Raw genomic sequence first — 19,837 nt, 5'->3', positions numbered from 1 at the left:
AAACTACGCAACGTGAGTGCGACGGGTGAGGGTTCTGGCATTTTCCGGTGGAACATGCGACGAGGGGACTAAGGTGGGTCGACTTGCCTGGTTTTCATGGCAGTTGAACCGCAGCCGCCCCGGCGTGCGTCAACGGCGCCCGGGTGCCCGCAGGGTGGTGAGCGCGACGGCGTGCGCCCCTCCGGCCTCGGCCACGATCTCGTCGAGCGTCTGCGCCGCCCGCACGGTCGCGAAGTCCACGCCGCCCGAGCCGTCCGGTGCGAAGCCGTAGATGCCCGGCCGGGCAAGGGAGTTGTACGCGTAGTGGTGGGCGAAGTAGTACGCGCCGGTGTCCAGCGCCGCCGCGTAGTCCCCCTGCTCCAGCAGCGGCAGCGCCCGCCCTTCGGCCAGCAGATCGCCCGCGAAACAGGCCGGCCCCGCCACGTCCTGCACCACCGCCGGCCCCTCCTTGGGCCGCCCCTTCGCGTCGTACGCGGCGATCCTGAGCGGCCACGACCCCGGTACGTACACCGTCCGCGTCGCCACCTGCACCCCCGCGTGCGTCACCGCGACCGGCCTCCCGCCCGCGCTCTTTGCGTACTCCACCCGCGCCACCACGGTCCCGTGCTTGGCCAGCAGCGACCGCCCGAACTCGGTCACCAGCCCGTACCGCCCGGAGAACAGCCCCGGCACCGCCTCGCCCAGCAGCCGCGCGTACTGCGCGTACGTCGGGGTCGACTCGTCCGAGCCGAAGTTCACCGGCAGCCCGCCGCCGATGTCCAGCGTGTCGATCTGCCGCCGTCCGAGCCGCCCGTTGATCTCCTCCGCGAGCGCGTACACCTGGGCCACGCCCTGCGCCATCAGCGACAGCGGGATCCCCTGCGAGCCGGTGTGCGCGTGCAGCCGCGTCAGCCACGGCCGCTCCGCGTACGCCCGTACGACCCACTCGCGCGCCCCCTCGTCCCGCAGCGCCACCCCGAACTTCGAGGTCGCCGTGGCCGTCGAGGTCGCCCCGATCGACCCGCCGCCGACCTGCGGATTCACCCGGATGCCGAGGGGTGAGCGGCTCTCGGCCGACCGCATGAGGGCGTCGATCCGCGCCAGCTCCTGCGGATTGTCCGCGTTGACGGCGATCCCCAGCGCCAGCGCCTCCCGCAGCTCGGCCGGCGTCTTCGCGGGCGAGTCCAGGACCGTCCGGTGCGGCGGCACCCCCGCCGCCCGTGCCAGCGCCAGCTCACCCGGGCTCGCCACCTCGGCGCCGAGCCCCTCGTCGTACAGCAGCCGCAGCACCGGCACCAGCGGGGTCGCCTTCACCGCGAAGGCGTGCAGCACGGGCGTGCCGGGCGCGGTGACCGCGTCGAAGGCCGCCCGCAGTTCCCGCGCCGACTCCCGGATGCCGGTCACGTCGAGCAGGCCCACGATGGGGGTGCCCGCGCCCAGCAGCCCCTGCTCCACGGCGGCCCGGACCGCCTCGTCCCGCCGCGCCGCCCGCTCCCCGTCGACCTCGGCCCTGTCCCTGTGCATACCGTCCACGACTTCCCCCGTAGTGCAGTTGCCCGCGTTCGTACATCCAGCCAAACATCCATGGTCCGCCCGCGCTGGCGCAAGAACGTATTGACTAGTTCTATTCAGGACGCCAGGATGTGAATAACGGCAGAAAGAATCCGCTAGGAGGCAGACCATGTCAGGACCCCGCCCCGTACGAGCACCGCGCGGTACGGAACTGAGCGCCCTGGGATGGCAGCAGGAAGCCGCCCTGCGGATGCTGCAGAACAACCTCGACCCCGAGGTCGCCGAGCACCCCGACAAGCTCGTCGTCTACGGCGGCACCGGCAAGGCCGCCCGTGACTGGCGCTCCTTCGACGCGATGGTCCGCACCCTCAAGGGACTGAAGCAGGACGAGACCATGCTGGTCCAGTCCGGCCGCCCGGTCGGCGTCATGCAGACCCACGAGTGGGCACCGCGCGTCCTCATCGCCAACTCCAACCTCGTCGGCGACTGGGCCAACTGGGAGGAGTTCCGCCGCCTGGAGGCCCTCGGCCTGACCATGTACGGCCAGATGACCGCCGGTTCCTGGATCTACATCGGCACCCAGGGCATCCTCCAGGGCACCTACGAGACCTTCGCCGCGGTCGCCGCGAAGAAGTTCGACGGCACCCTCGCCGGGACCATCACCCTCACCGCCGGCCTCGGCGGCATGGGCGGCGCCCAGCCCCTCGCCGTCACCATGAACGACGGCGTCGCCATCTGCATCGACTGCGACCCGCGCGCCATCGAGCGCCGCATCGAGCACCGCTACCTCGACGTGAAGGCCGACAGCCTGGAGCACGCCCTCCAGCTCGCCGTCGAGGCCCGTGACGCCCGCCGCCCGCTCTCCATCGGCCTGCTGGGCAACGCGGCCGAGCTGCTGCCCCGCATGCTCGCCGAGGGCGCCCCCATCGACATCGTCACCGACCAGACCTCGGCGCACGACCCGCTGGCGTACCTGCCGGTGGGCATCGACTTCGACGACATGGCGGACGCGGCGGCGAAGGACCCGGCGGGCTTCACGACCCGGGCCCGCGAGTCCATGGCGAAGCACGTCGAGGCGATGGTCGGCTTCATGGACGCCGGCGCGGAGGTCTTCGACTACGGCAACTCGATCCGCGGCGAGGCCCAACTCGCCGGGTACGACCGGGCGTTCGCCTTCCCCGGCTTCGTCCCCGCCTACATCCGCCCGCTCTTCTGCGAGGGCAAGGGCCCCTTCCGCTGGGCGGCCCTCTCCGGCGACCCGGCCGACATCGCCAAGACCGACAAGGCGATCCTCGACCTCTTCCCCGAGAACGAGTCCCTCGCACGCTGGATCAAGATGGCCGGCGAGCGGGTCCACTTCCAGGGCCTGCCCGCGCGTATCTGCTGGCTGGGCTACGGCGAGCGGGACAAGGCCGGCGAGCGCTTCAACGACATGGTGGCGAGCGGGGAGCTGGCGGCGCCGCTGGCGATCGGCCGCGACCACCTCGACTGCGGCTCCGTCGCCTCCCCCTACCGCGAGACCGAGGCCATGCTCGACGGCTCCGACGCGATCGCCGACTGGCCGCTGCTGAACGCCATGGTCAACGTGGCCTCGGGCGCGTCCTGGGTCTCCATCCACCACGGCGGCGGCGTCGGCATGGGCCGCTCCATCCACGCGGGCCAGGTCACGGTGGCCGACGGCACGAAGCTGGGCGGCGAGAAGATCCGCCGCGTCCTGACGAACGACCCCGGCATGGGCGTCATCCGACACGTGGACGCGGGCTACGACATCGCGGAGTCGGTGGCGGACGAGCGGGGCGTGCGGGTGCCGATGCGTGAAGGTGAGACGGCGTGACGAGGAGCGGGGACTCTTCGGTGGGGGCTGAGCTCTCGTCGCCGGGTGCGGGTCCGGCTGTGCCCACCCGCCCCCACTCTCAACTTCGTTCGAGCGGGGGGACCCCCATCGCCCTGCGGAACGACTGCCCACAGCCTGTACCTGGTACGACTTCGTTCCACTCCATGTGGCGCGAGCTGCTGCCCATCGGGCGGCACCCAGACTCCCGTGGCTACCGCCGGTTCGCCTGGACCGGGGCCGACACCGAATGCCGGGCCTGGTTCCAGGAGCAGGCCCGGACTCGCGGACTGACCTACGAGGTCGACCGGAACGGGAACCAGTGGGCCTGGCTCGGGGATCCCACCGCCGGGGACGCCGTCGTCACGGGGTCGCATCTCGACTCCGTGCCCGACGGGGGTGCCTTCGACGGGCCCCTCGGTGTCGTGTCCTCCTTCGCCGCGCTCGACGAACTGCGCCGCAGGGGAGTGCAGTTCAGCAAGCCCCTCGCCATCGTCAACTTCGGCGATGAGGAGGGCGCCCGGTTCGGGCTGGCCTGTGTCGGGTCGCGGCTCACCTCCGGGCAGCTCTCCGTCGAGGCGGCGCACAAGCTCACCGACGGCGACGGGATCAGCCTGCCCCGGGCCATGGAAGCCGCCGGCCACGACCCCGCCGGCATCGGCGCCGACTCCGAGCGGCTCGCCCGCATCGGTGCCTTCGTCGAGCTGCACGTCGAGCAGGGCCGCGCGCTGGACCTCTCCGGCGACCGCGTCGGCATCGCCAGTGCCATCTGGCCGCACGGGCGCTGGCGGTTCGACTTCCGGGGCGAGGCCAACCACGCCGGCACCACCCGGCTCGTGGACCGCCGCGACCCCATGCTGTCGTACGCCGAGACCGTCCTCGCCGCCCGCCGCGAGGCCCGACTCGCCGGCGCCGTCGCCACCTTCGGCAAGATCGCCGTCGAGCCGAACGGCGTCAACGCCATCCCCTCCCTGGTGCGCGGCTGGCTCGACTCCCGCGCCGAGGACCAGGCCACCCTCGACACTGTCGTCGGCGGCATCGAGAAGGCCGCCCGCGAGTACGCCGAGGCGCACGGCATCGACCTCGACGTCGTCCGGGAGTCCTTCACCCCGGTCGTCGAGTTCGACCACGCCCTGCGCGACGAACTCGCCCGCATCCTCGGCAAGGACACCGGCATCACGGTTCCCGTGCTGGGTACCGGGGCCGGACATGACGCCGGGATCCTCTCCGGGACCGTCCCGACCGCCATGCTGTTCGTGCGCAACCCCACGGGCGTCTCGCACTCCCCGGCAGAGTTCGCCGCCGAGGACGACTGCGTGGCCGGAGTGCTCGCCCTCGCCGACGTACTGGAAGGACTGGCCTGCCGGTGACCACGCGGACCTATTGGCTGGAGCACGCCTGGCTCGACACCCACGTCGAGCCGGGCGTCGCCCTGGAGACACTGGACGGCCGCATCACCGCCGTCCGCCAGGACGTCGACACCCCGCCCCCCGGCGCCGAGATCCTCCGCGGTCTCACCCTCCCCGGGCTCGCCAACGCCCACTCGCACGCCTTCCACCGCGCCCTGCGCTCCACCGTCCAGGTCGGCTCCGGCACCTTCTGGACCTGGCGCGAGGTCATGTACTCCTTCGCGGACAGGCTGACCCCGGAGACGTACCACGCGCTCGCGCGAGCCGTGTACGCCGAGATGGCGCTGGCCGGGGTCACGAGCGTCGGCGAGTTCCACTACGTGCACCACGCCCCCGGCGGCACCCCCTACGCCGACCCCAACGCCATGGGCGAGGCCCTCATCGCGGCCGCCGCCGACGCCGGCATCCGCATCACCCTCCTCGACACCGCCTACCTCTCCGCGGGCTTCGGCGAGGCGCCCAACACGCATCAGCTGCGCTTCTCCGACGGCAGCGCGGAGGCCTGGGCCGAACGCTGTTCAGTTCTCAAGGAACGGGATCACGCGCGGATCGGGGCGGCCATCCACTCCGTACGGGCCGTGCCCGCCGCCCAGTTGGCGACCGTGGCGAGGTGGGCCGAGGAGCGGCGGGCGCCGCTGCACGTCCACCTCTCCGAGCAGACCGCCGAGAACGACGCCTGCCAGGCCGCCCACGGCTGCACGCCCACCCGGCTGCTCGCCGACCACGGTGTCCTCGGGCCGCGCACCACCGGCGTCCACAACACCCATCTCACCGACGAGGACATCGCCCTCATCGGCGGCAGCTCGACCGGCACCTGCATGTGCCCGACGACCGAGCGCGACCTCGCGGACGGCATCGGACCCGCCGTCGCCCTTCAGCAGGCCGGCTCACCACTCTCACTCGGCTCCGACAGCCACGCCGTCATCGACCTGCTCGAAGAGGCACGCGCGATGGAGCTCGACGAGCGGCTGCGCACCCGCACCCGCGGGCACTGGACGGCCGCCGCGCTGCTGCGCGCAGCCTCCGCCGACGGTCACGCGGCCCTCGGCTGGGACGAGGCCGGCACCATCGAGGCCGGCGCGCTCGCCGACCTCACCACCATCGCCCTCGACTCGGTCAGGACGGCGGGGCCGCTGCCCAGGCTCGGCGCCGAGACGGCCGTATTCGCCGCGACGGCAGCGGACGTGCGGCACACGATCGTGGGAGGGCGGCACGTCGTACGAGACGGGGCGCACACGCTCGTGGCGGATGTGCCGCGGGCGCTGGCGGCAGCAGTGGAAGCCCTGCGCGCCTGACGGCCGCACCGAGCCCGGAGAAGGACGCCATGAGCAGCACACTCATCACCAACATCGCCACGCTGGTCACCAACGACCCCTCCTCCGGTGACAGGTCTCCCCTCGGTCTGGTCCAGGACGCGGCCGTCGTCATCGAGGGCGACCGCATCGCGTGGACCGGTGAATCAAGCAAAGCACCCGCCACTGACAATCGGGTCGACGCGGGCGGCCGGGCCGTCCTGCCCGGCTTCGTCGACTCCCACTCGCACCTGGTCTTCGCGGGCGACCGCACGCAGGAGTTCAACGCCCGGATGTCCGGGCGGTCGTACACCGCGGGCGGCATCCGTACGACGGTCGCGGCCACCCGTGCCGCGAGCGACGCGGAACTGGAGGCGAACCTCACGCGTTACCTGTCCGAGGCGCTCCGCCAGGGCACCACGACCTTCGAGACCAAGTCCGGTTACGGCCTGACCGTCGCCGACGAGGCCCGCGCCCTGCGGATCGCCGCCGCGCACACCGACGAGGTCACCTACCTCGGCGCCCACATCGTCTCGCCCGACTACGCCGACGACCCCGCCGCCTACGTCTCCCTCGTCACCGGCGAGATGCTCGACGCCTGTGCGCCGTACGCCCGTTGGATCGACGTGTTCTGCGAGAAGGGCGCCTTCGACGGTGAGCAGGCGCGGGCGATCCTCACCGCCGGCAAGGCCAGGGGCCTGCACCCGCGCGTCCACGCCAACCAGCTCTCCTACGGCCCCGGCGTCCAACTCGCCGTCGAGCTCGACGCCGCCAGCGCCGACCACTGCACCCACCTCACCGACGCGGACGTCGACGCCCTCGCGAACAGCGACACGGTCGCCACGCTGCTCCCCGGCGCCGAGTTCTCCACCCGCGCCGAGTGGCCGGACGCCCGCCGCCTCCTGGACGCCGGCGTCATGGTGGCCCTCTCCACCGACTGCAACCCGGGCTCGTCCTTCACCTCGTCCGTCCCCTTCTGCATCGCGCTCGCGGTACGGGACATGGGCATGACCCCGGACGAGGCGGTCTGGTCGGCGACAGCGGGCGGCGCGGCGGCCCTCCGCCGCGACGACATCGGCCGCGTCACCCCGGGCGCTCAGGCCGACCTGCTCCTCCTGGACGCCCCGAGCCACGTCCACCTGGCCTACCGGCCGGGCGTACCGCTGACGGCGGGGGTCTGGCGGCGGGGCGTACGGGTGGTCTGAGCCGCCCCGGCCACCGCCTGCCGTCGCCTCACCCGCCGGCTGCCGTCACCGCGCCCCCGCCCGCCACCGCTGCTCCCCACCCCCGCTGAGCGGTTCCAGCGCCACACCGTCCCCGCCCTCCGGCGTCACCGCCGTCTCGATCGCGATCGCCGGGCGGATCACCCCGTCGGCGTCCACCGTGAACCGCAGGTTCTGGCCGTGGTCGCCGTCCACCGAGCCGCAGTCCCAGATGCCCACGCCCTTGTCCACGTCACCGCGGCTGTCCAGGCAGAAGTCCGAGTCGGCGTACGACTGGACGACCCCGCGCGCCGCGTCCACCCGCCAGCGCTGGGTGCGGGACGAGGAGCAGGGGGCCGTGACGACGTCCGTGCCGTTCGAGAGGTCGCCGTCGCGGATGTCCAGACAGCGGCCGGTGGAGACGTTCACGATCTGCGCGTACGTGCCGTTGGGCGCATGGGCGGGGGAGGGGGACGGCTTCGGCGACTTCGACGGTGACGCCGACGGGGAGGAACTGTGCGACGGGGAGGGCGACTTGGTGCTCGGCGTCACGGAAGGCGCCGTGGAGACCGTCGCCGTCACGGTCACCTGCGGCGCGCTCGTCGGCGTACCCAGCGCCCCCGCCGCCTGCTGCGACGGCGACTTCGAACCGCCCGTCTGCGACAACAGGAAGACCAGCAGCGGGGCGAGGGCCACCCCGAGCGCCACCCCGGAGATCAGTAAACGCCGTGACGTGGGCCAACCCGCCGGTCCGGCAAGTGCCTTGGAGCGCGGGCCACGCGCCGACGCCCTCCTCGAAGCCGACGCCCCCTCCGCGGCGGACGTCCGCCTCGAAGCCGACGTCCGCCTCGATCCCGAACCCGCCCCCGCCGGCTCAAAGCCCGCCGCCCGCTCCTCGCCCGCCCGCTCCCGCAGCGCATACGCCGTCCCCGCCCACGGCAGCAACCCCTCCGCCAGCGCCGTCCGCGGCGAGTCCCGAAGCGCCGACAGTTCCTCGTACGCCGCCGTGCAGTGCACGCAATGCACCATGTGGGCCCGCAGATCGCTGCTGGTGCGCGGGCTGTCGGGCCGTACCGACTCCTCGATCAGCCGGCCGAAGTTGCCGCAGCGCGGGTCCGCCGAGGCGGCGAGGCGGGTGCGCAGGCAGGCGTGGCCCAGGGACTGGAGCGCAGCCTCGGTCTCGTGGGTGACGTCCTCGCGGGTCAGGCCGAGGAACACCGCGGTGGTGCCGGCGGGTTCGCCGTCGACGATGCCGTACCAGACCAGGCCCTGCGCGCGGGACGGGAGGGACTGGAAGGCGGCCAGCATGGGCGGGACGGGGCCGTCGGGGCCCGCCGTGCTCAGCACCAGCAGCAGGCCGGGGTCGAGGCCCGCGGACCGTTCGTCACCGGCCCAGGTGGCCGTCAACCGCCCGGTCAGCAGCAGGAGTTGGTGGCGCAGCGGCACGGTCGGCTCGGTGCCGCGCGCGGTCTGACGGGCCGCCAGCGTGAAGGCCTGCGCGGCCAGTTGGCGGGCGGAGGTGTCGCTCGCCGTGCACAGCCGGGCATACGCGAGCACGGCCGGCTGATGCCGCGCCCTCACCTCCTGCAACGCCGGATAGGCGGTGGAGGTGCTGCTCCGCAGCAGTTCGACCAGCCGTGGGTCGGAGGTGCGCGCGTGCGCTCCGAGGCCGTCTCTTTCCTCGACGTCCTCGGCCCCTCCGGCATCGACCCCGTTGTCGGTCCGGTCGGCCCGAGCCATCGCCACCCGCCTCCTTGCGCCGCGCGCCCCGCCGCAGCTCTGGCCTACCGGCGGGTATGGAGGCCCATAGTGATGGACGGGAACCTCTGGGGAAAGGGTTTCTATGAGTAACCCAGGTGACAGCCGTGGTCACCTGGGTCACTTGTGACAATCGAGGCTCGGAGGAAGCGCTTGCCGCCGGGAAATCACCGACATGCGCACGTCACTCCTCCAGCGTCAGCCCCTTCCGCAGCCGCACCAGCGTCCGCGACAGCAGCCGCGACACATGCATCTGCGAGATGCCGAGTTCGTCCCCAATCTCCGACTGGGTCATGCCCGCGACGAAGCGCAGGGAGAGGATCTTCCGGTCCCGGGGCGGGAGTTCGGCGATCAGCGGCTTGAGGGACTCCACGTACTCGATGCCCTCCAGCCCGTGGTCCTCGTAGCCGATCCGGTCCGCGAGCGCACCCTCCGCGTCGTCCTCCTCCGGCTGCGCGTCGAGCGAGGAGGCCGTGTACGCGTTCGACGCGGCCATGCCCTCGACGACCTCGTCCTTCGTCAGACCGAGCCGCTCCGCGAGCTCCGCGACCGTCGGCGCCCGGTCCAGCTTCTGGGCCAGTTCGTCACCGGCCTTCGCCAGGTCGAGCCGCAGCTCCTGCAGTCGGCGCGGGACGCGCACGGACCAGGAGGTGTCACGGAAGAAGCGCTTGATCTCGCCGACGATGGTCGGCATCGCGAAGGTGGGGAACTCGACTCCCCGCGAGAGCTCGAACCGGTCGATCGCCTTGATCAGGCCGATCGTGCCGACCTGGATGATGTCCTCCATCGGCTCGCTGCGCGAGCGGAAGCGGGAGGCGGCGAACTTGACCAGGGCCAGGTTGAGTTCGACGAGCGTGTTGCGGACGTACGAGTACTCGTACGTCCCTTCCTCGAGCGACTCGAGCCGTTCGAAGAGCGTCTTGGACAGGGCGCGGGCGTCGACCGGGCCCACCTCGGTGTAGGGCGGGATATCCGGAAGCCCGGCAAGTACGTCTGCGTCGGTGCTCTCGATGGGATCCAGATGTTCCGGAGGGGGTGTCGACGTCGCCTGCTGGGTATGCGGTGCGTCGAGCCGGGGTGACATGATGTCCTCCATCGTTCTCGGCATATGGCTGCCGAAGCCGTGTGCGTGCACTGCGGTGTGCGGCGCCTCCAAAGCCGGCCGTGTCGGTTACGTATCTCTACTAGCCCTACCCGCTTTCCCACGCCCGCCGCAAGTGCGTTACGTGCGGTTATGTCCGTTTGTGGGCGGTTGTTCGGGTGTCGGAGAGTGTGAGGAAGGCGTAGTGTTCGAGGGCGTACGTCAGCAGCCACGACGTCGGGAGAAGAGACGGCATGGACCGCGGGACGGTCGGCAGCGCACAGTCTGGCCGGCTACTGGTGGAGGTCAGGGAAGAGGGCTCCAGCGCCGTCGTGACCCCGGCCGGTGAGTTGGATCACCATACGGCCGATCTGTTGCGCGAGCCGCTGGAGGACTGCCTCGCCAAGGGGTTCAAACGGCTGGTGGTGGACTGCTCCCGGCTGGAGTTCTGCGACTCCACGGGGCTGAACGTACTGCTCGGCGCACGTCTGAAGGCGGAGGCGGCCGGCGGCGGGGTCCATCTCGCGGGCATGCAGCCCGTGGTCGCCCGCGTCTTCGAGATCACCGGGGCCGAGGCGGTCTTCACCGTCCACGACACCCTGGCGGCGGCCCTGGCCGACGAGACCGGCTGAGCCGGGCCCGCCGTCGGCCGCGCCGCCATGTCCGCGTCCCAGTCGCCCCTGTGTGACCGGCACTTTCCGGGCGTCACGCCTTCCGTGCCGAAACAAGGGGTGTTCTGCCGGTTCGCTCGGGCAGGAGACATCCTGAACATGTCGGCAGGCACACCGACGGAACGGCCGTCGGGATACGTACTGACTTTTGAATCGTGAACTGGTGAATCGGTGAGGTGAAGCGCTGATGAGCACCACCCGGCCTTACCCGCCGGGCGACCGCGGCCCGGAGCCGAGCGGCGCTTCCGGGACCTCCGAGGGGGGCGCCGCCGCGACCGGGGCGTCCGAAGGGGACGCCGCCGGATCGTCGGCGGCAGCCGTGTCGTCCGCGTCCCCCGCGGGCCGGCAGGTCCGCAGGCTCGGCTTCGACGGCGAGAGCGGTGTCGTGCCGCTCGCCCGCGACTTCACCCGCCAGGCGCTGTACGACTGGGGCTGGCTGCCCGCCGCCACGGCGGACCAGCGGGCCGCCGCCGAGGACGTGCTGCTCGTCGTCTCCGAGCTGGTCACCAACGCCTGTCTGCACGCCGAGGGCCCGGACGCGCTCGGGATCACCTGCGACAACAAGGTGATCCGCCTGGAGGTCTCCGACCGGGGCGCCGGCCAGCCGGCCCCGCGCACCCCGCACCGCGCGGGCCGCCCCGGCGGCCACGGCATGTTCATCGTGCAGCGGCTCTGCCTGGACTGGGGCGTCGTCCGGACGCCGGGAGCCTCCGGCAAGACGGTCTGGGCGGAACTCGGCGCACCGGCATAAATCGTTTCCGCGCACCGGGCGGGGCCCTCTACCCTTCCCTGCAACACGTCGACGGAGACAAGTAGCCCGGTGATCCGGGCGAATCCACTCCCGAGTGCGGGGAGGAAATGCCCCGCCGGCCGGCCCCCGTCACAGGGCCCAACGAGACCGTCGTACGACGTCCGCGGATTCGTCCGTTTCGTCGGTACGACGGTGAAGGCGTGGTGGCACCGCGAGCACCCTCTCGCCCACGCCCCCAGGGGACAGCCCCCGGGGCGGTGCGTGCCGCTCCGGACGACCTTCCCGGAGCACGGCCATGATCGACATCACCCTCCTCCGACAGCACCCCGACCGCGTCCGCGCCGCCCTCGCCAAGCGCGCGACCGACGCCGACCTCACCGGCTTCCTCGCCCTGGACGCCGAGTTCCGCGAGACCCGCACGGCCGTGGAGCGGCTGCGCGCCGAACGGCGGCGCGTCTCGGCGGACATCGCGGTACGACGCCGGGCCGGGGAGCCGGCCGACGAACCGCAGGCCGCCGCCAAGGCCGTGGCCGACGAACTCGCCGCGACCGAGACCCGCCTCGCCGAACTCGCCGCGGAACACCAGGAGTTCCTCGACGCCCTGCCCAACCTCCCGGACGACGACGTGATCGCGGGCGGCAAGGAGAACAACGAGGTCGTACGGATCATCGGCGCCCCGCCCGCCTTCGACTTCGAGCCGAAGGACCACGTACAACTCGCCCAGGACCTCGGGCTGGTCGACTACAGGCGCGGCACGGCCCTCGCCGGCAACGGCTACTGGATCTACCGCGGCGACGGCGCCGCCCTGGAATGGGCGCTGCTCAACCACTTCCTCGACGCGCACCGCCGCGCCGGGTACGAGTTCGTGCTGCCGCCGCACCTGCTGACGTACGAAGCGGGCTATACGGCCGGGCAGTTCCCGAAGTTCGCCGACGAGGTCTTCCGCACGGACGACGGCCGCTTCCTCCTGCCCACCGCCGAGACCGCCCTGGTCAACCTGCACCGCGGCGAGACCCTCGACGAGCGCGAGCTGCCGTTGAAGTACGTGGCCTACACGCCCTGTTACCGCAAGGAGAGCGGCGGCTACCGGACCGCCGAGCGGGGCACCCTGCGCGGCCACCAGTTCAACAAGGTCGAGCTGTTCCAGTTCACGCGGCCGGAGGACTCGGCGGCGGCGCAGCTCGAACTCCTCGCCCGCGCCGAGGAGTTGGTGACCGGCCTCGGTCTGCACCACCGCACCACCAAGCTCGCCGCGGCCGACATCAGCCCCGCCCAGGCCAAGACGTACGACGTCGAGGTCTGGCTGCCCAGCGTGGGCGCGTACGCAGAGGTCAGCTCGGTGTCGAACGCCCGCGCCTACCAGGCCCGGCGCGGCGGCATCCGCTACCGGCCGGAGGGCGGCGGCAAACCGGCTCACGTCCACACCCTCAACGCCTCGGGCCTCGCCACGAGCCGACTGCTCCCCGCGATCCTGGAGCAGCACCAGCGGCCCGACGGGAGCGTCGCGGTGCCCGAGGTGCTGTGGCGGTGGGGCGCGCCGGAGGTGCTGCGCATGGCCTGACCCTGAGTTACCCCGGGTCACTCTCTCCACCCGACGCCCCTGTCGTGCGCGCCGGATCCCCACAACTCCGGCGCGCACTGTCCCTTCCCTCCTCACGACCCCGGGCGTACCTTGACGGCCGAATCTGATGTGTCGTCAGGAAACCGAGAGGGAGCGGAAATCGTGTCGTACCGGAAACGAACCGCCGCGCTCGCGTCCGTCGCGGCCCTGGCCGGCTCGGCGGTGCTGATGACCGCCCCCGCCGCTCGGGCCGAGGTCGTCGACGTCAACTACCAGTGCAAGACGCCGATCGGTGCGAAGAGTGCCGTCTCGCCGATCGACATCAAGGGCGTCAAGAGCGGCAGCGGCTACAAACTCACCATGTCCTGGCAGAAGGGCGTCTCCTCCAGCCCGGTCGAGCTGGGCAAGGGCGCGATGAATCCGAGCGCCACGATCAAACTGGGGGGTGCGGACAGTGGGACCGTGGCTGTGTCCGGGCCCGCCAACCAGGCCGCGATTCCGGCCAACACCCCTATCAAGATCAATGACTTGACGGGTACGTACACGCCGAAGAAGACGGGCAAGGTGACCTTCACGCCGGGGGTCCTCACGATCAAGGCGCTGGGTACGACGACGACTTGTACGCCGTCGAACAATCCTGGGCCGGCGTTGACGCTGGATGTGACCGCGGCGGGTGGGTCTTCCGGGGGGACGAGCGAGAACGGTTCGGATTCCGGTAGCTCGCTGCCGCAGACGGGGCCGGACGACTCGGCGATCGCGTTGGGGACGTTGGGTGGGACGGTGCTGCTCGTGGGGGCGGGGGGCGCGTTGTGGATCACGCGTAGGAATCAGGCGGTTCGGCGTTGAGGGTGCCGTGATGGGTTGTTGGGTCTCTGACGCGCCGTTGTGGCTGGTCGCGCAGTTCCCCGCGCCCCTTGGGGGGTTGTCCCTTGACTGGTGGAGCTGCTGATGCCGACTGCCGCTCGTGTTCTGCTCGTGTCCCTTCTCCTCGTGTTGGGTGCCGCGCCGGTTGCCGTTGCCGCCGATGGATGGTCGGTGGCGCCTTCCGGTGGTGGGCGGCCGTCCTTCTATGCCGAGGGGGCGCCCGGGGCTGTGCTGCAGGACGTCGTGTCCGTGACCAACCGGAGCTCGCGGGCGGTGACCGTGCGGTTGAGCGGCAGTGGGGTCTCCGTCGTCTTTGCGAAGAGCCGGGTGAGGGTGCCGGGGCGGACTCGCGCCGACGTGCCGTTCACCGTGCGGGCGAGTGGCGACCGCGGCGGCGAGATCGTCGCCCGTGATCAGGACGGTCACCGTGCCACGGTTCCGATCCGGCTGCGGGCGGGGGTTGCCGCGCTGTCCGCGCTGACCGTCGAGCACGTCGTCGTGCACGGTGACCGCATAACGTACGACCTGGTCAACCGTGGTACGACCGCCCTCGTGCCGCGGCTCGCCGTGCGCGCGGACGGGCTCTTCGGCCGGGTCCTCGACCGTGCCCCGCGCACCCTGCCCGTCCGGCTCGCGCCCGGCCGGCGTCTGCGGCTCACCGAGCCGTGGCGCGGGCACCCGGCGCTGGACGCGGTCGATGTGCGGCTCACGGTGACGGCGGACGGCGGGGCGCGGGACACGGCGACGGCATCGGCGCGGTTCGTGCCCTGGGGTGCGGTGGCGGGGGTCGCGGGGGCGGTTGCGGCCGGGGGTGCGCCGCTTCTCGTACGGCGTCGCAGGCGTCGTACGAGCGAATTCGCATCCCGATCGCCGGACGCGGAAGTCGAGTTGACGGGAGCTGTGGCGTGAACGGCAAAGTGCGGACCGCGGCGCTGTTGGCGGTGTTCGCGCTGCTTCTGCTGCCCCTCGCGGGCATCGCCGCGGCGGCGGACGGACCCACGGTCAAACTCTCCAAGTCCCAGGCGGGGACCGGGGGTTCGATCACGGTGAGCGGCAGCGGATGGCGTTCGCACGCGCTGCTGATGATGCTGATCTGCGGCCAGGCCACGCCCGCTCGCGGGGTGATCGGCGGCACCAACTCCTGTGCCAACGCGGACGGCAGGGCCGTCACCACCGACGACAAGGGCGCCTTCAGCAAGCAGCTGCCGGTGTCCGAACCGCCGGTGCCGTGCCCGTGCGTGGTGCATGTGGCGACCGTGGAGGGCGCCAAGGCGCAGGCCGACGCGGTTCTGCGGGTGGCCGGACACGCGGTGGAGCCGCTGCCCGCGGAGGCGACCGGTGGGCGCCTGTCGATGCTCACCGATACTCGACTCGACGGTTCCAGCGGCCTGTTGACCTGGTTCGGCGCCCCGCCCTCCCGCACGCTCGTCTTCACCGTCGGCAACGCGGGCACCTCCCCGATCAAGAACCCGGTCTTCCAGGTCGGCACCTCGCACGGCGTGTTCGCGCCGGAGTGGGAGGACCAGGAGTGGCGCGGCACCCTCGCGCCCGGCAAGAAGGCGCAGATCAAGCTGCCCGTCGAGCTGTCGGCGGGTGCGCACGGCGACTACACCGTCTCCGTCAAGTACGGCGGCAAGGTGCTCGCCGAGCAGCCCTGGGGCGTGGGCCGGCCCTGGGGCGTGACCCTGTTCTGGGTGCTGGTCTGCCTGGTGGTGCCGGCGGCGGTGTTCCGCGCCGGGATGGCGATCGTGGACCGGGTACGGCCGCGCAAGGCCGGCGGCCTGCGCCACCGCGGCCTGCATCTGCCCGAACTGACCCTGCGCCTGCCGAAGTTCACCACCCCGAAGCTCACCACCGGCGCGCGGGAATCCGCGCCCGCCACCACCTCGACCCTGCCGTGGTTCACCCCGGACTCCGATCCGAACGCGGCCGGCCGGCTCTCCGCACCGCACGACGACAGCCCGACGAGTCCTACGACTCCCACCAGAAAGGGACCCCCGTGAGCAAGCGAAGGAGAGTCACCCCGGCCGCCCGGCTGAGAGCGGCCGCGGCGGGCACCGCCCTGGTGCTCGGCGGGGCGGGGGCCCTGCTGGGCCTGGCCGCCGGGGCCGCGCAGGCGGCGGAGGTGTCGTTCGCGACGCACTGCGTGCCGCCCGCCGGGGTCGCCGATCCCGTCGACGGCACCACGAAGGTCGAGATCACCGCGCCGGCCACGGCGAAGGTGGGCGACACGGTGGACGTCGTGTGGAAGTTCGTCCAGGCCGCTTCCAAGAACCCGGACATCATCGACCTGCCCGCCAACTCCGTACAGCCGTCAGGGGTGTTGAAGGCGGCCGGGGCGCAGACCGCGGACATCGCCATGCAGGGGCCGCGGGAGAACCCGGCGATCCCCAAGGGCGGCGACATGGTGCTGTCCGACATGAAGGGCAGCCTGAAGCTCACGACGGCCGGCGAGGTGACGCTGACGCCCGACGCGTACACCGTCAACGCGTACTCGACGGACACCAAGTGCACGCCGTCGGAGACGGTGCAGAAGGCGGCGACGATCGAGGTGTCGCCGGGTGACGGGAGTTCGTCGAGTACGACACCCGACCCGACGGACTCGACCTCGCAGTCGGCGTCGCCGTCCGAGTCCGAGTCGGCGTCGGAGTCCGCCTCCGCGTCCGCTTCGGCGAGCGACGGCACGGGGGACGGGCAGACCGACTTCACCGGCAAGGCGGTCGACATCCCCTACACCTGCCAGTCGCCCATCGGTGAGAAGAAGGCGACCTCCACGATCCAGATCAACGCCAAGAAGGACGGCGGGAGTTACGGCATCACGGTGCAGTTCAAGAACTCGCCGATGGACAGCCCCGCCGACATCCCCGCGGACTCGGTGAAGCCGTCCATGGAGGTCACCCTCGGCGGCTCGGACAGCGGCTCGGTCCATGTCGAGGGACCGACCAACTCCAAGGCCATCAAGTCCGGCGACCCGATCGAGATCCCCGACATGACGGGCACGTACAAGCCGGGCGCGACGGGCGAGTCGACGCTCTCCCCGGGCGTCCTGACCATCGAGGCCCTGGGCACGACGACGACCTGCAAGCCGGACAAGACGGCGGTCTCCCTGACCCTGGACACGACGGAACAGGCGAGCGGAGCATCGGGCTCGTCGACGTCGGGCGGCTCGTCATCATCCTCGTCGGCGAGCGGCGGCCTGGCAGCAACGGGCTCGGACGACCACGGCGCACTGAAGGCATTGGGCCTGGTGGCGGGCACGGCGGTGCTCTTGGGCACAGCGGTCTTCACCTTCATGCCTGGCCGGAGGGCAAGGTGACCGACCTTCTTTAGGGGCGCGGGGAACTGCGCGACCAGCCACGAACGACCCGCAGACGACAGGGCCGCCGCACCCCCGTGGATGCAGCGGCCCTGTCGGCGAAGCCAACCGTCAGTGAACGTCGCCCATGAGCTCCCGCACCCGCTTCCGGTACATCCACACCGCCGCACCGGCGAGCACCGCGAGAACCGCCTGCAGGGCCACGATGCCCGTCTTGTTCAGGTCGACCCCGGCGATGGACAGCAGACCCGTCGTCGCGTCGCCCGCCGTGACCGCCAGGAACCACACGCCCATCATCTGCGAGGCGTACTTCGCCGGCGCCATCTTCGTGGTGACCGACAGACCCACCGGGGAGAGCGTCAGCTCGCCCACCGTCTGGACGAAGTAGATCGCGACCAGCCACATCGCGGCCGCCTTGTGACCGCCGTCGGCGATCGTCAGCGGGGCGAGGAACAGGAAGAAGGACGCACCGATCAGGACCAGGCCGGAGGCGAACTTCACGGCCGTGCTCGGCTCCTTGCCGCGCCGGTTCAGCGCCAGCCACATCCAGGCGAAGACCGGGGCGAGCGCCATGATCATGACCGGGTTGACGGACTGGTACCAGGAGACCGGGAACTCCCAGCCGAAGACGGTGTTCTCGGCGGAGGAGTCGGCGAAGATCGACAGGGTCGAGCCGCCCTGGTCGTAGATCATCCAGAAGACGGCCGCGGCGACGAAGAACCAGATGTACGCCGACATCTTCGACTGCTCGACGCGGTCGAGCTCCTTGTCGCGCTTGATACGGCCGATGACCATGACCGGGATGACGAGGCCCGCGATGGTGATCGGGACCAGCAGCCAGTTCAGGGTGTAGTGGCCGGAGAAGCCGACGACGGAGTAGAAGACGACCGCCACGGCCGCCCACAGCCCCGCCTTGCGCAGCGTCGCGCTCTTCTCGGCGGCGGACAGCGGCGTCGGGACGTCGTTCGAGCGGGCGCTGAGGTGACGGCTGCCGAGCAGGTACTGGGCGAGGCCGAGGGCCATGCCGAGCGCGGCGAGCGCGAAGCCGAGGTGCCAGTTGACGTTCTCGCCGACGGTGCCGATGACCAGCGGGGCCGCGAAGGCGCCGAGGTTGATGCCGACGTAGAAGATGGTGAAGCCGCCGTCCCGGCGGGCGTCGTCGGCGCCGTTGTAGAGGTGGCCGACCATCGTGGAGATGTTGGACTTCAGCAGGCCGGAGCCTATGGCCACGAGGCCGAGGCCGGCGAAGAAGGTGCCGGCCGAGGGCAGCGCCAGGGTGAGGTGGCCCAGCATGATGATCAGGCCCGCGACGGCGACGGTCTTACGGGGGCCGAGCACCCGGTCCGCGAACCAGCCGCCCGGCAGGGCGAGCAGGTAGACGAGGGACACGTACACCGAGTAGACGGCGGTCGCTGCGGCCGCGCTCATGTGCAGGCCGCCCGGTGCCACCAGGTACAGCGGGAGTAGAGCCTTCATGCCGTAGTAGGAGAATCGCTCCCACATCTCGGTCATGAAGAGAGTGGCCAGTCCCCGGGGGTGGCCGAAGAAGGTCTTCTCGGTGCCGGGGGTGCCCGGGGTGACCGAGTCCTTCGTCAGGCTGGACGCCATGGTCGATCCTTGCTGGTGGGGGTTTACCGCACACAAAAGAGACCTTCAGCGTTTGTCCGCCGAAGGTCCCCGCAGTGCTACAGGCGTTGTTTTTTCACCATACGGCAGGGTACTGCCGGAAAAGGAAGGACTTGAGACACGGATCACAGGTGTCGAAGGAACCGTACACCCCTTTTCCAAGGTCCCCGCGAAGATCACACCGCAGATCCACAGGTTCGCCTCACCGCGTGCGAAGGTAAGAATCACGCGCGCCGATCACACCCCAGCACATGTCAAGAGCGGTCTACCATCACCTCATGACCCGTGTACTGCTCGCCGAGGACGACGCGTCCATCTCGGAGCCGCTGGCCCGCGCCCTGCGCCGGGAAGGCTACGAGGTCGAGGTGCGCGAGGACGGCCCCACCGCACTCGACGCCGGAATGCAGGGCGGCGTCGACCTGGTCGTGCTGGACCTCGGTCTGCCCGGCATGGACGGCCTCGAAGTCGCCCGCCGGCTGCGCGCCGAAGGCCACACCGTGCCGATCCTCATCCTGACCGCGCGCGCCGACGAGGTGGACACCGTCGTCGGACTCGACGCCGGCGCCGACGACTACGTCACCAAGCCCTTCCGCCTCGCCGAACTGCTCGCCCGCGTCCGGGCCCTGCTGCGGCGCGGCGCCGCGGAGCCGGCGCAGCCGCCGGCCACGCACGGCGTGCGGATCGACGTGGAGTCGCACCGCGCGTGGATGGGCGACGAGGAACTCCAGCTCACCGCCAAGGAGTTCGACCTGCTGCGGGTCCTGGTGCGGGACGCGGGGCGGGTGGTCACCCGGGACCAGCTGATGCGCGAGGTGTGGGACACGACCTGGTGGTCGTCGACCAAGACGCTCGACATGCACATCTCCTGGCTGCGCAAGAAGCTGGGCGACGACGCGGCGAACCCCCGGTACATCGCGACCGTCCGGGGTGTCGGCTTCCGGTTCGAGAAGAGCTGACACCCCCGCCGCCCCCTAGACCGACCCA

At 71.4% G+C, this 19,837-nt stretch carries 16 protein-coding genes; 12 read left to right on the top strand and 4 right to left on the bottom strand.

The window, feature by feature from the left end:
* Positions 1-129: 129 nt before the first annotated feature.
* Entirely contained in the window at positions 130-1,503 is a 1,374-nt protein-coding gene (locus ABZ848_RS42340; RefSeq protein ID WP_360840732.1) for a diaminopimelate decarboxylase, read from the bottom strand.
* 157 nt (positions 1,504-1,660) lie between these two features.
* Here ABZ848_RS42340 and hutU point away from each other — a divergent pair, with 157 nt between their 5' ends.
* The 4 genes from hutU (at position 1,661) to hutI (ending at position 7,228) form a co-directional block, all read left to right on the top strand.
* Entirely contained in the window at positions 1,661-3,325 is a 1,665-nt protein-coding gene (gene hutU / locus ABZ848_RS42335) for a urocanate hydratase (protein ID WP_360840731.1), read from the top strand.
* A gap of 164 nt (positions 3,326-3,489) precedes the next feature.
* On the top strand, positions 3,490-4,692 hold the full coding sequence (locus ABZ848_RS42330; protein WP_360840730.1) for an allantoate amidohydrolase: 1,203 nt from the start codon (positions 3,490-3,492) through the stop codon (positions 4,690-4,692).
* Positions 4,689-6,026 (top strand): formimidoylglutamate deiminase, encoded by a 1,338-nt coding sequence (locus tag ABZ848_RS42325; RefSeq protein ID WP_360840728.1) that lies wholly within the window; start codon positions 4,689-4,691, stop codon positions 6,024-6,026. The genes ABZ848_RS42330 and ABZ848_RS42325 overlap by 4 nt, the downstream gene beginning before the upstream one ends.
* Before the next feature lie 29 nt (positions 6,027-6,055).
* Positions 6,056-7,228 (top strand): imidazolonepropionase, encoded by a 1,173-nt coding sequence (gene hutI, locus ABZ848_RS42320; protein WP_360840727.1) that lies wholly within the window; start codon positions 6,056-6,058, stop codon positions 7,226-7,228.
* Positions 7,229-7,273: 45 nt separating this feature from the next.
* Here the strand turns inward: hutI and ABZ848_RS42315 are convergent, their stop codons facing one another.
* Both ABZ848_RS42315 and ABZ848_RS42310 read right to left on the bottom strand, forming a co-directional pair.
* Entirely contained in the window at positions 7,274-8,965 is a 1,692-nt protein-coding gene (locus ABZ848_RS42315; RefSeq protein ID WP_360840725.1) for an RICIN domain-containing protein, read from the bottom strand.
* A 202-nt stretch (positions 8,966-9,167) separates the two neighbouring features.
* The gene (locus tag ABZ848_RS42310; protein ID WP_360840724.1) at positions 9,168-10,079 is read right to left on the bottom strand and encodes an RNA polymerase sigma factor SigF; all 912 of its coding nucleotides are present in this window, start codon (positions 10,077-10,079) and stop codon (positions 9,168-9,170) included.
* Positions 10,080-10,318: 239 nt separating this feature from the next.
* On the opposite strand from ABZ848_RS42310, the gene ABZ848_RS42305 reads away from it, so the two are divergent.
* The 7 genes from ABZ848_RS42305 to ABZ848_RS42275 all read left to right on the top strand — a co-directional run bounded on the left by ABZ848_RS42305 (position 10,319) and on the right by ABZ848_RS42275 (position 17,227).
* A complete protein-coding gene (locus ABZ848_RS42305; protein ID WP_360840722.1) occupies positions 10,319-10,696 on the top strand; it encodes an STAS domain-containing protein in 378 nt (125 codons plus the stop codon).
* A 226-nt stretch (positions 10,697-10,922) separates the two neighbouring features.
* The gene (locus ABZ848_RS42300) at positions 10,923-11,486 is read left to right on the top strand and encodes an ATP-binding protein (protein ID WP_360840720.1); all 564 of its coding nucleotides are present in this window, start codon (positions 10,923-10,925) and stop codon (positions 11,484-11,486) included.
* A 295-nt stretch (positions 11,487-11,781) separates the two neighbouring features.
* Positions 11,782-13,047, top strand: a complete 1,266-nt coding sequence (serS, locus tag ABZ848_RS42295; RefSeq protein WP_360840718.1) for a serine--tRNA ligase — start codon at positions 11,782-11,784, stop codon at positions 13,045-13,047.
* Between the two features lie 162 nt (positions 13,048-13,209).
* Complete coding sequence (locus tag ABZ848_RS42290; RefSeq protein ID WP_360840773.1) at positions 13,210-13,893, top strand: LPXTG cell wall anchor domain-containing protein; 684 nt, start codon at positions 13,210-13,212, stop codon at positions 13,891-13,893.
* Between the two features lie 102 nt (positions 13,894-13,995).
* Positions 13,996-14,820 (top strand): hypothetical protein, encoded by an 825-nt coding sequence (locus ABZ848_RS42285; RefSeq protein WP_360840717.1) that lies wholly within the window; start codon positions 13,996-13,998, stop codon positions 14,818-14,820.
* Positions 14,817-15,914 carry a hypothetical protein gene (locus ABZ848_RS42280; protein ID WP_360840715.1) on the top strand — a complete coding sequence of 366 codons (1,098 nt, stop codon included), beginning with the start codon at positions 14,817-14,819 and terminating at the stop codon, positions 15,912-15,914. Before ABZ848_RS42285 ends, ABZ848_RS42280 begins: the two co-directional genes overlap by 4 nt.
* Before the next feature lie 32 nt (positions 15,915-15,946).
* Positions 15,947-17,227, top strand: a complete 1,281-nt coding sequence (locus tag ABZ848_RS42275) for a hypothetical protein (RefSeq protein ID WP_360840771.1) — start codon at positions 15,947-15,949, stop codon at positions 17,225-17,227.
* 111 nt (positions 17,228-17,338) lie between these two features.
* Here the strand turns inward: ABZ848_RS42275 and ABZ848_RS42270 are convergent, their stop codons facing one another.
* The gene (locus ABZ848_RS42270) at positions 17,339-18,835 is read right to left on the bottom strand and encodes an oligopeptide:H+ symporter (protein WP_360840714.1); all 1,497 of its coding nucleotides are present in this window, start codon (positions 18,833-18,835) and stop codon (positions 17,339-17,341) included.
* Positions 18,836-19,131: 296 nt separating this feature from the next.
* Here ABZ848_RS42270 and ABZ848_RS42265 point away from each other — a divergent pair, with 296 nt between their 5' ends.
* On the top strand, positions 19,132-19,809 hold the full coding sequence (locus ABZ848_RS42265; RefSeq protein WP_058928367.1) for a response regulator transcription factor: 678 nt from the start codon (positions 19,132-19,134) through the stop codon (positions 19,807-19,809).
* The last annotated feature ends 28 nt before the right edge of the window (positions 19,810-19,837 follow it).

This window comes from Streptomyces sp. NPDC047081, from assembly GCF_040643775.1.
Lineage (GTDB): Bacteria > Actinomycetota > Actinomycetes > Streptomycetales > Streptomycetaceae > Streptomyces.
The sequence above is the reverse complement of the archived record's forward strand: the minus strand, read 5'-3'. Positions and strand labels throughout refer to the sequence as shown.

Bases quoted from the DNA above. Each gene is read 5' to 3' on its own strand.
- hutU (WP_360840731.1), top strand. From the start codon at position 1,661: ATGTCAGGACCCCGCCCCGTACGAGCACCGCGCGGTACGGAACTGAGC.
- ABZ848_RS42315 (WP_360840725.1), bottom strand. From the start codon at position 8,965: ATGGCTCGGGCCGACCGGACCGACAACGGGGTCGATGCCGGAGGGGCC.
- ABZ848_RS42340 (WP_360840732.1), bottom strand. From the start codon at position 1,503: ATGCACAGGGACAGGGCCGAGGTCGACGGGGAGCGGGCGGCGCGGCGG.
- ABZ848_RS42270 (WP_360840714.1), bottom strand. From the start codon at position 18,835: ATGGCGTCCAGCCTGACGAAGGACTCGGTCACCCCGGGCACCCCCGGC.
- ABZ848_RS42310 (WP_360840724.1), bottom strand. From the start codon at position 10,079: ATGGAGGACATCATGTCACCCCGGCTCGACGCACCGCATACCCAGCAG.
- hutI (WP_360840727.1), top strand. From the start codon at position 6,056: ATGAGCAGCACACTCATCACCAACATCGCCACGCTGGTCACCAACGAC.
- ABZ848_RS42265 (WP_058928367.1), top strand. From the start codon at position 19,132: ATGACCCGTGTACTGCTCGCCGAGGACGACGCGTCCATCTCGGAGCCG.
- ABZ848_RS42285 (WP_360840717.1), top strand. From the start codon at position 13,996: ATGCCGACTGCCGCTCGTGTTCTGCTCGTGTCCCTTCTCCTCGTGTTG.
- ABZ848_RS42300 (WP_360840720.1), top strand. From the start codon at position 10,923: ATGAGCACCACCCGGCCTTACCCGCCGGGCGACCGCGGCCCGGAGCCG.
- ABZ848_RS42305 (WP_360840722.1), top strand. From the start codon at position 10,319: ATGGACCGCGGGACGGTCGGCAGCGCACAGTCTGGCCGGCTACTGGTG.
- ABZ848_RS42330 (WP_360840730.1), top strand. From the start codon at position 3,490: ATGTGGCGCGAGCTGCTGCCCATCGGGCGGCACCCAGACTCCCGTGGC.
- serS (WP_360840718.1), top strand. From the start codon at position 11,782: ATGATCGACATCACCCTCCTCCGACAGCACCCCGACCGCGTCCGCGCC.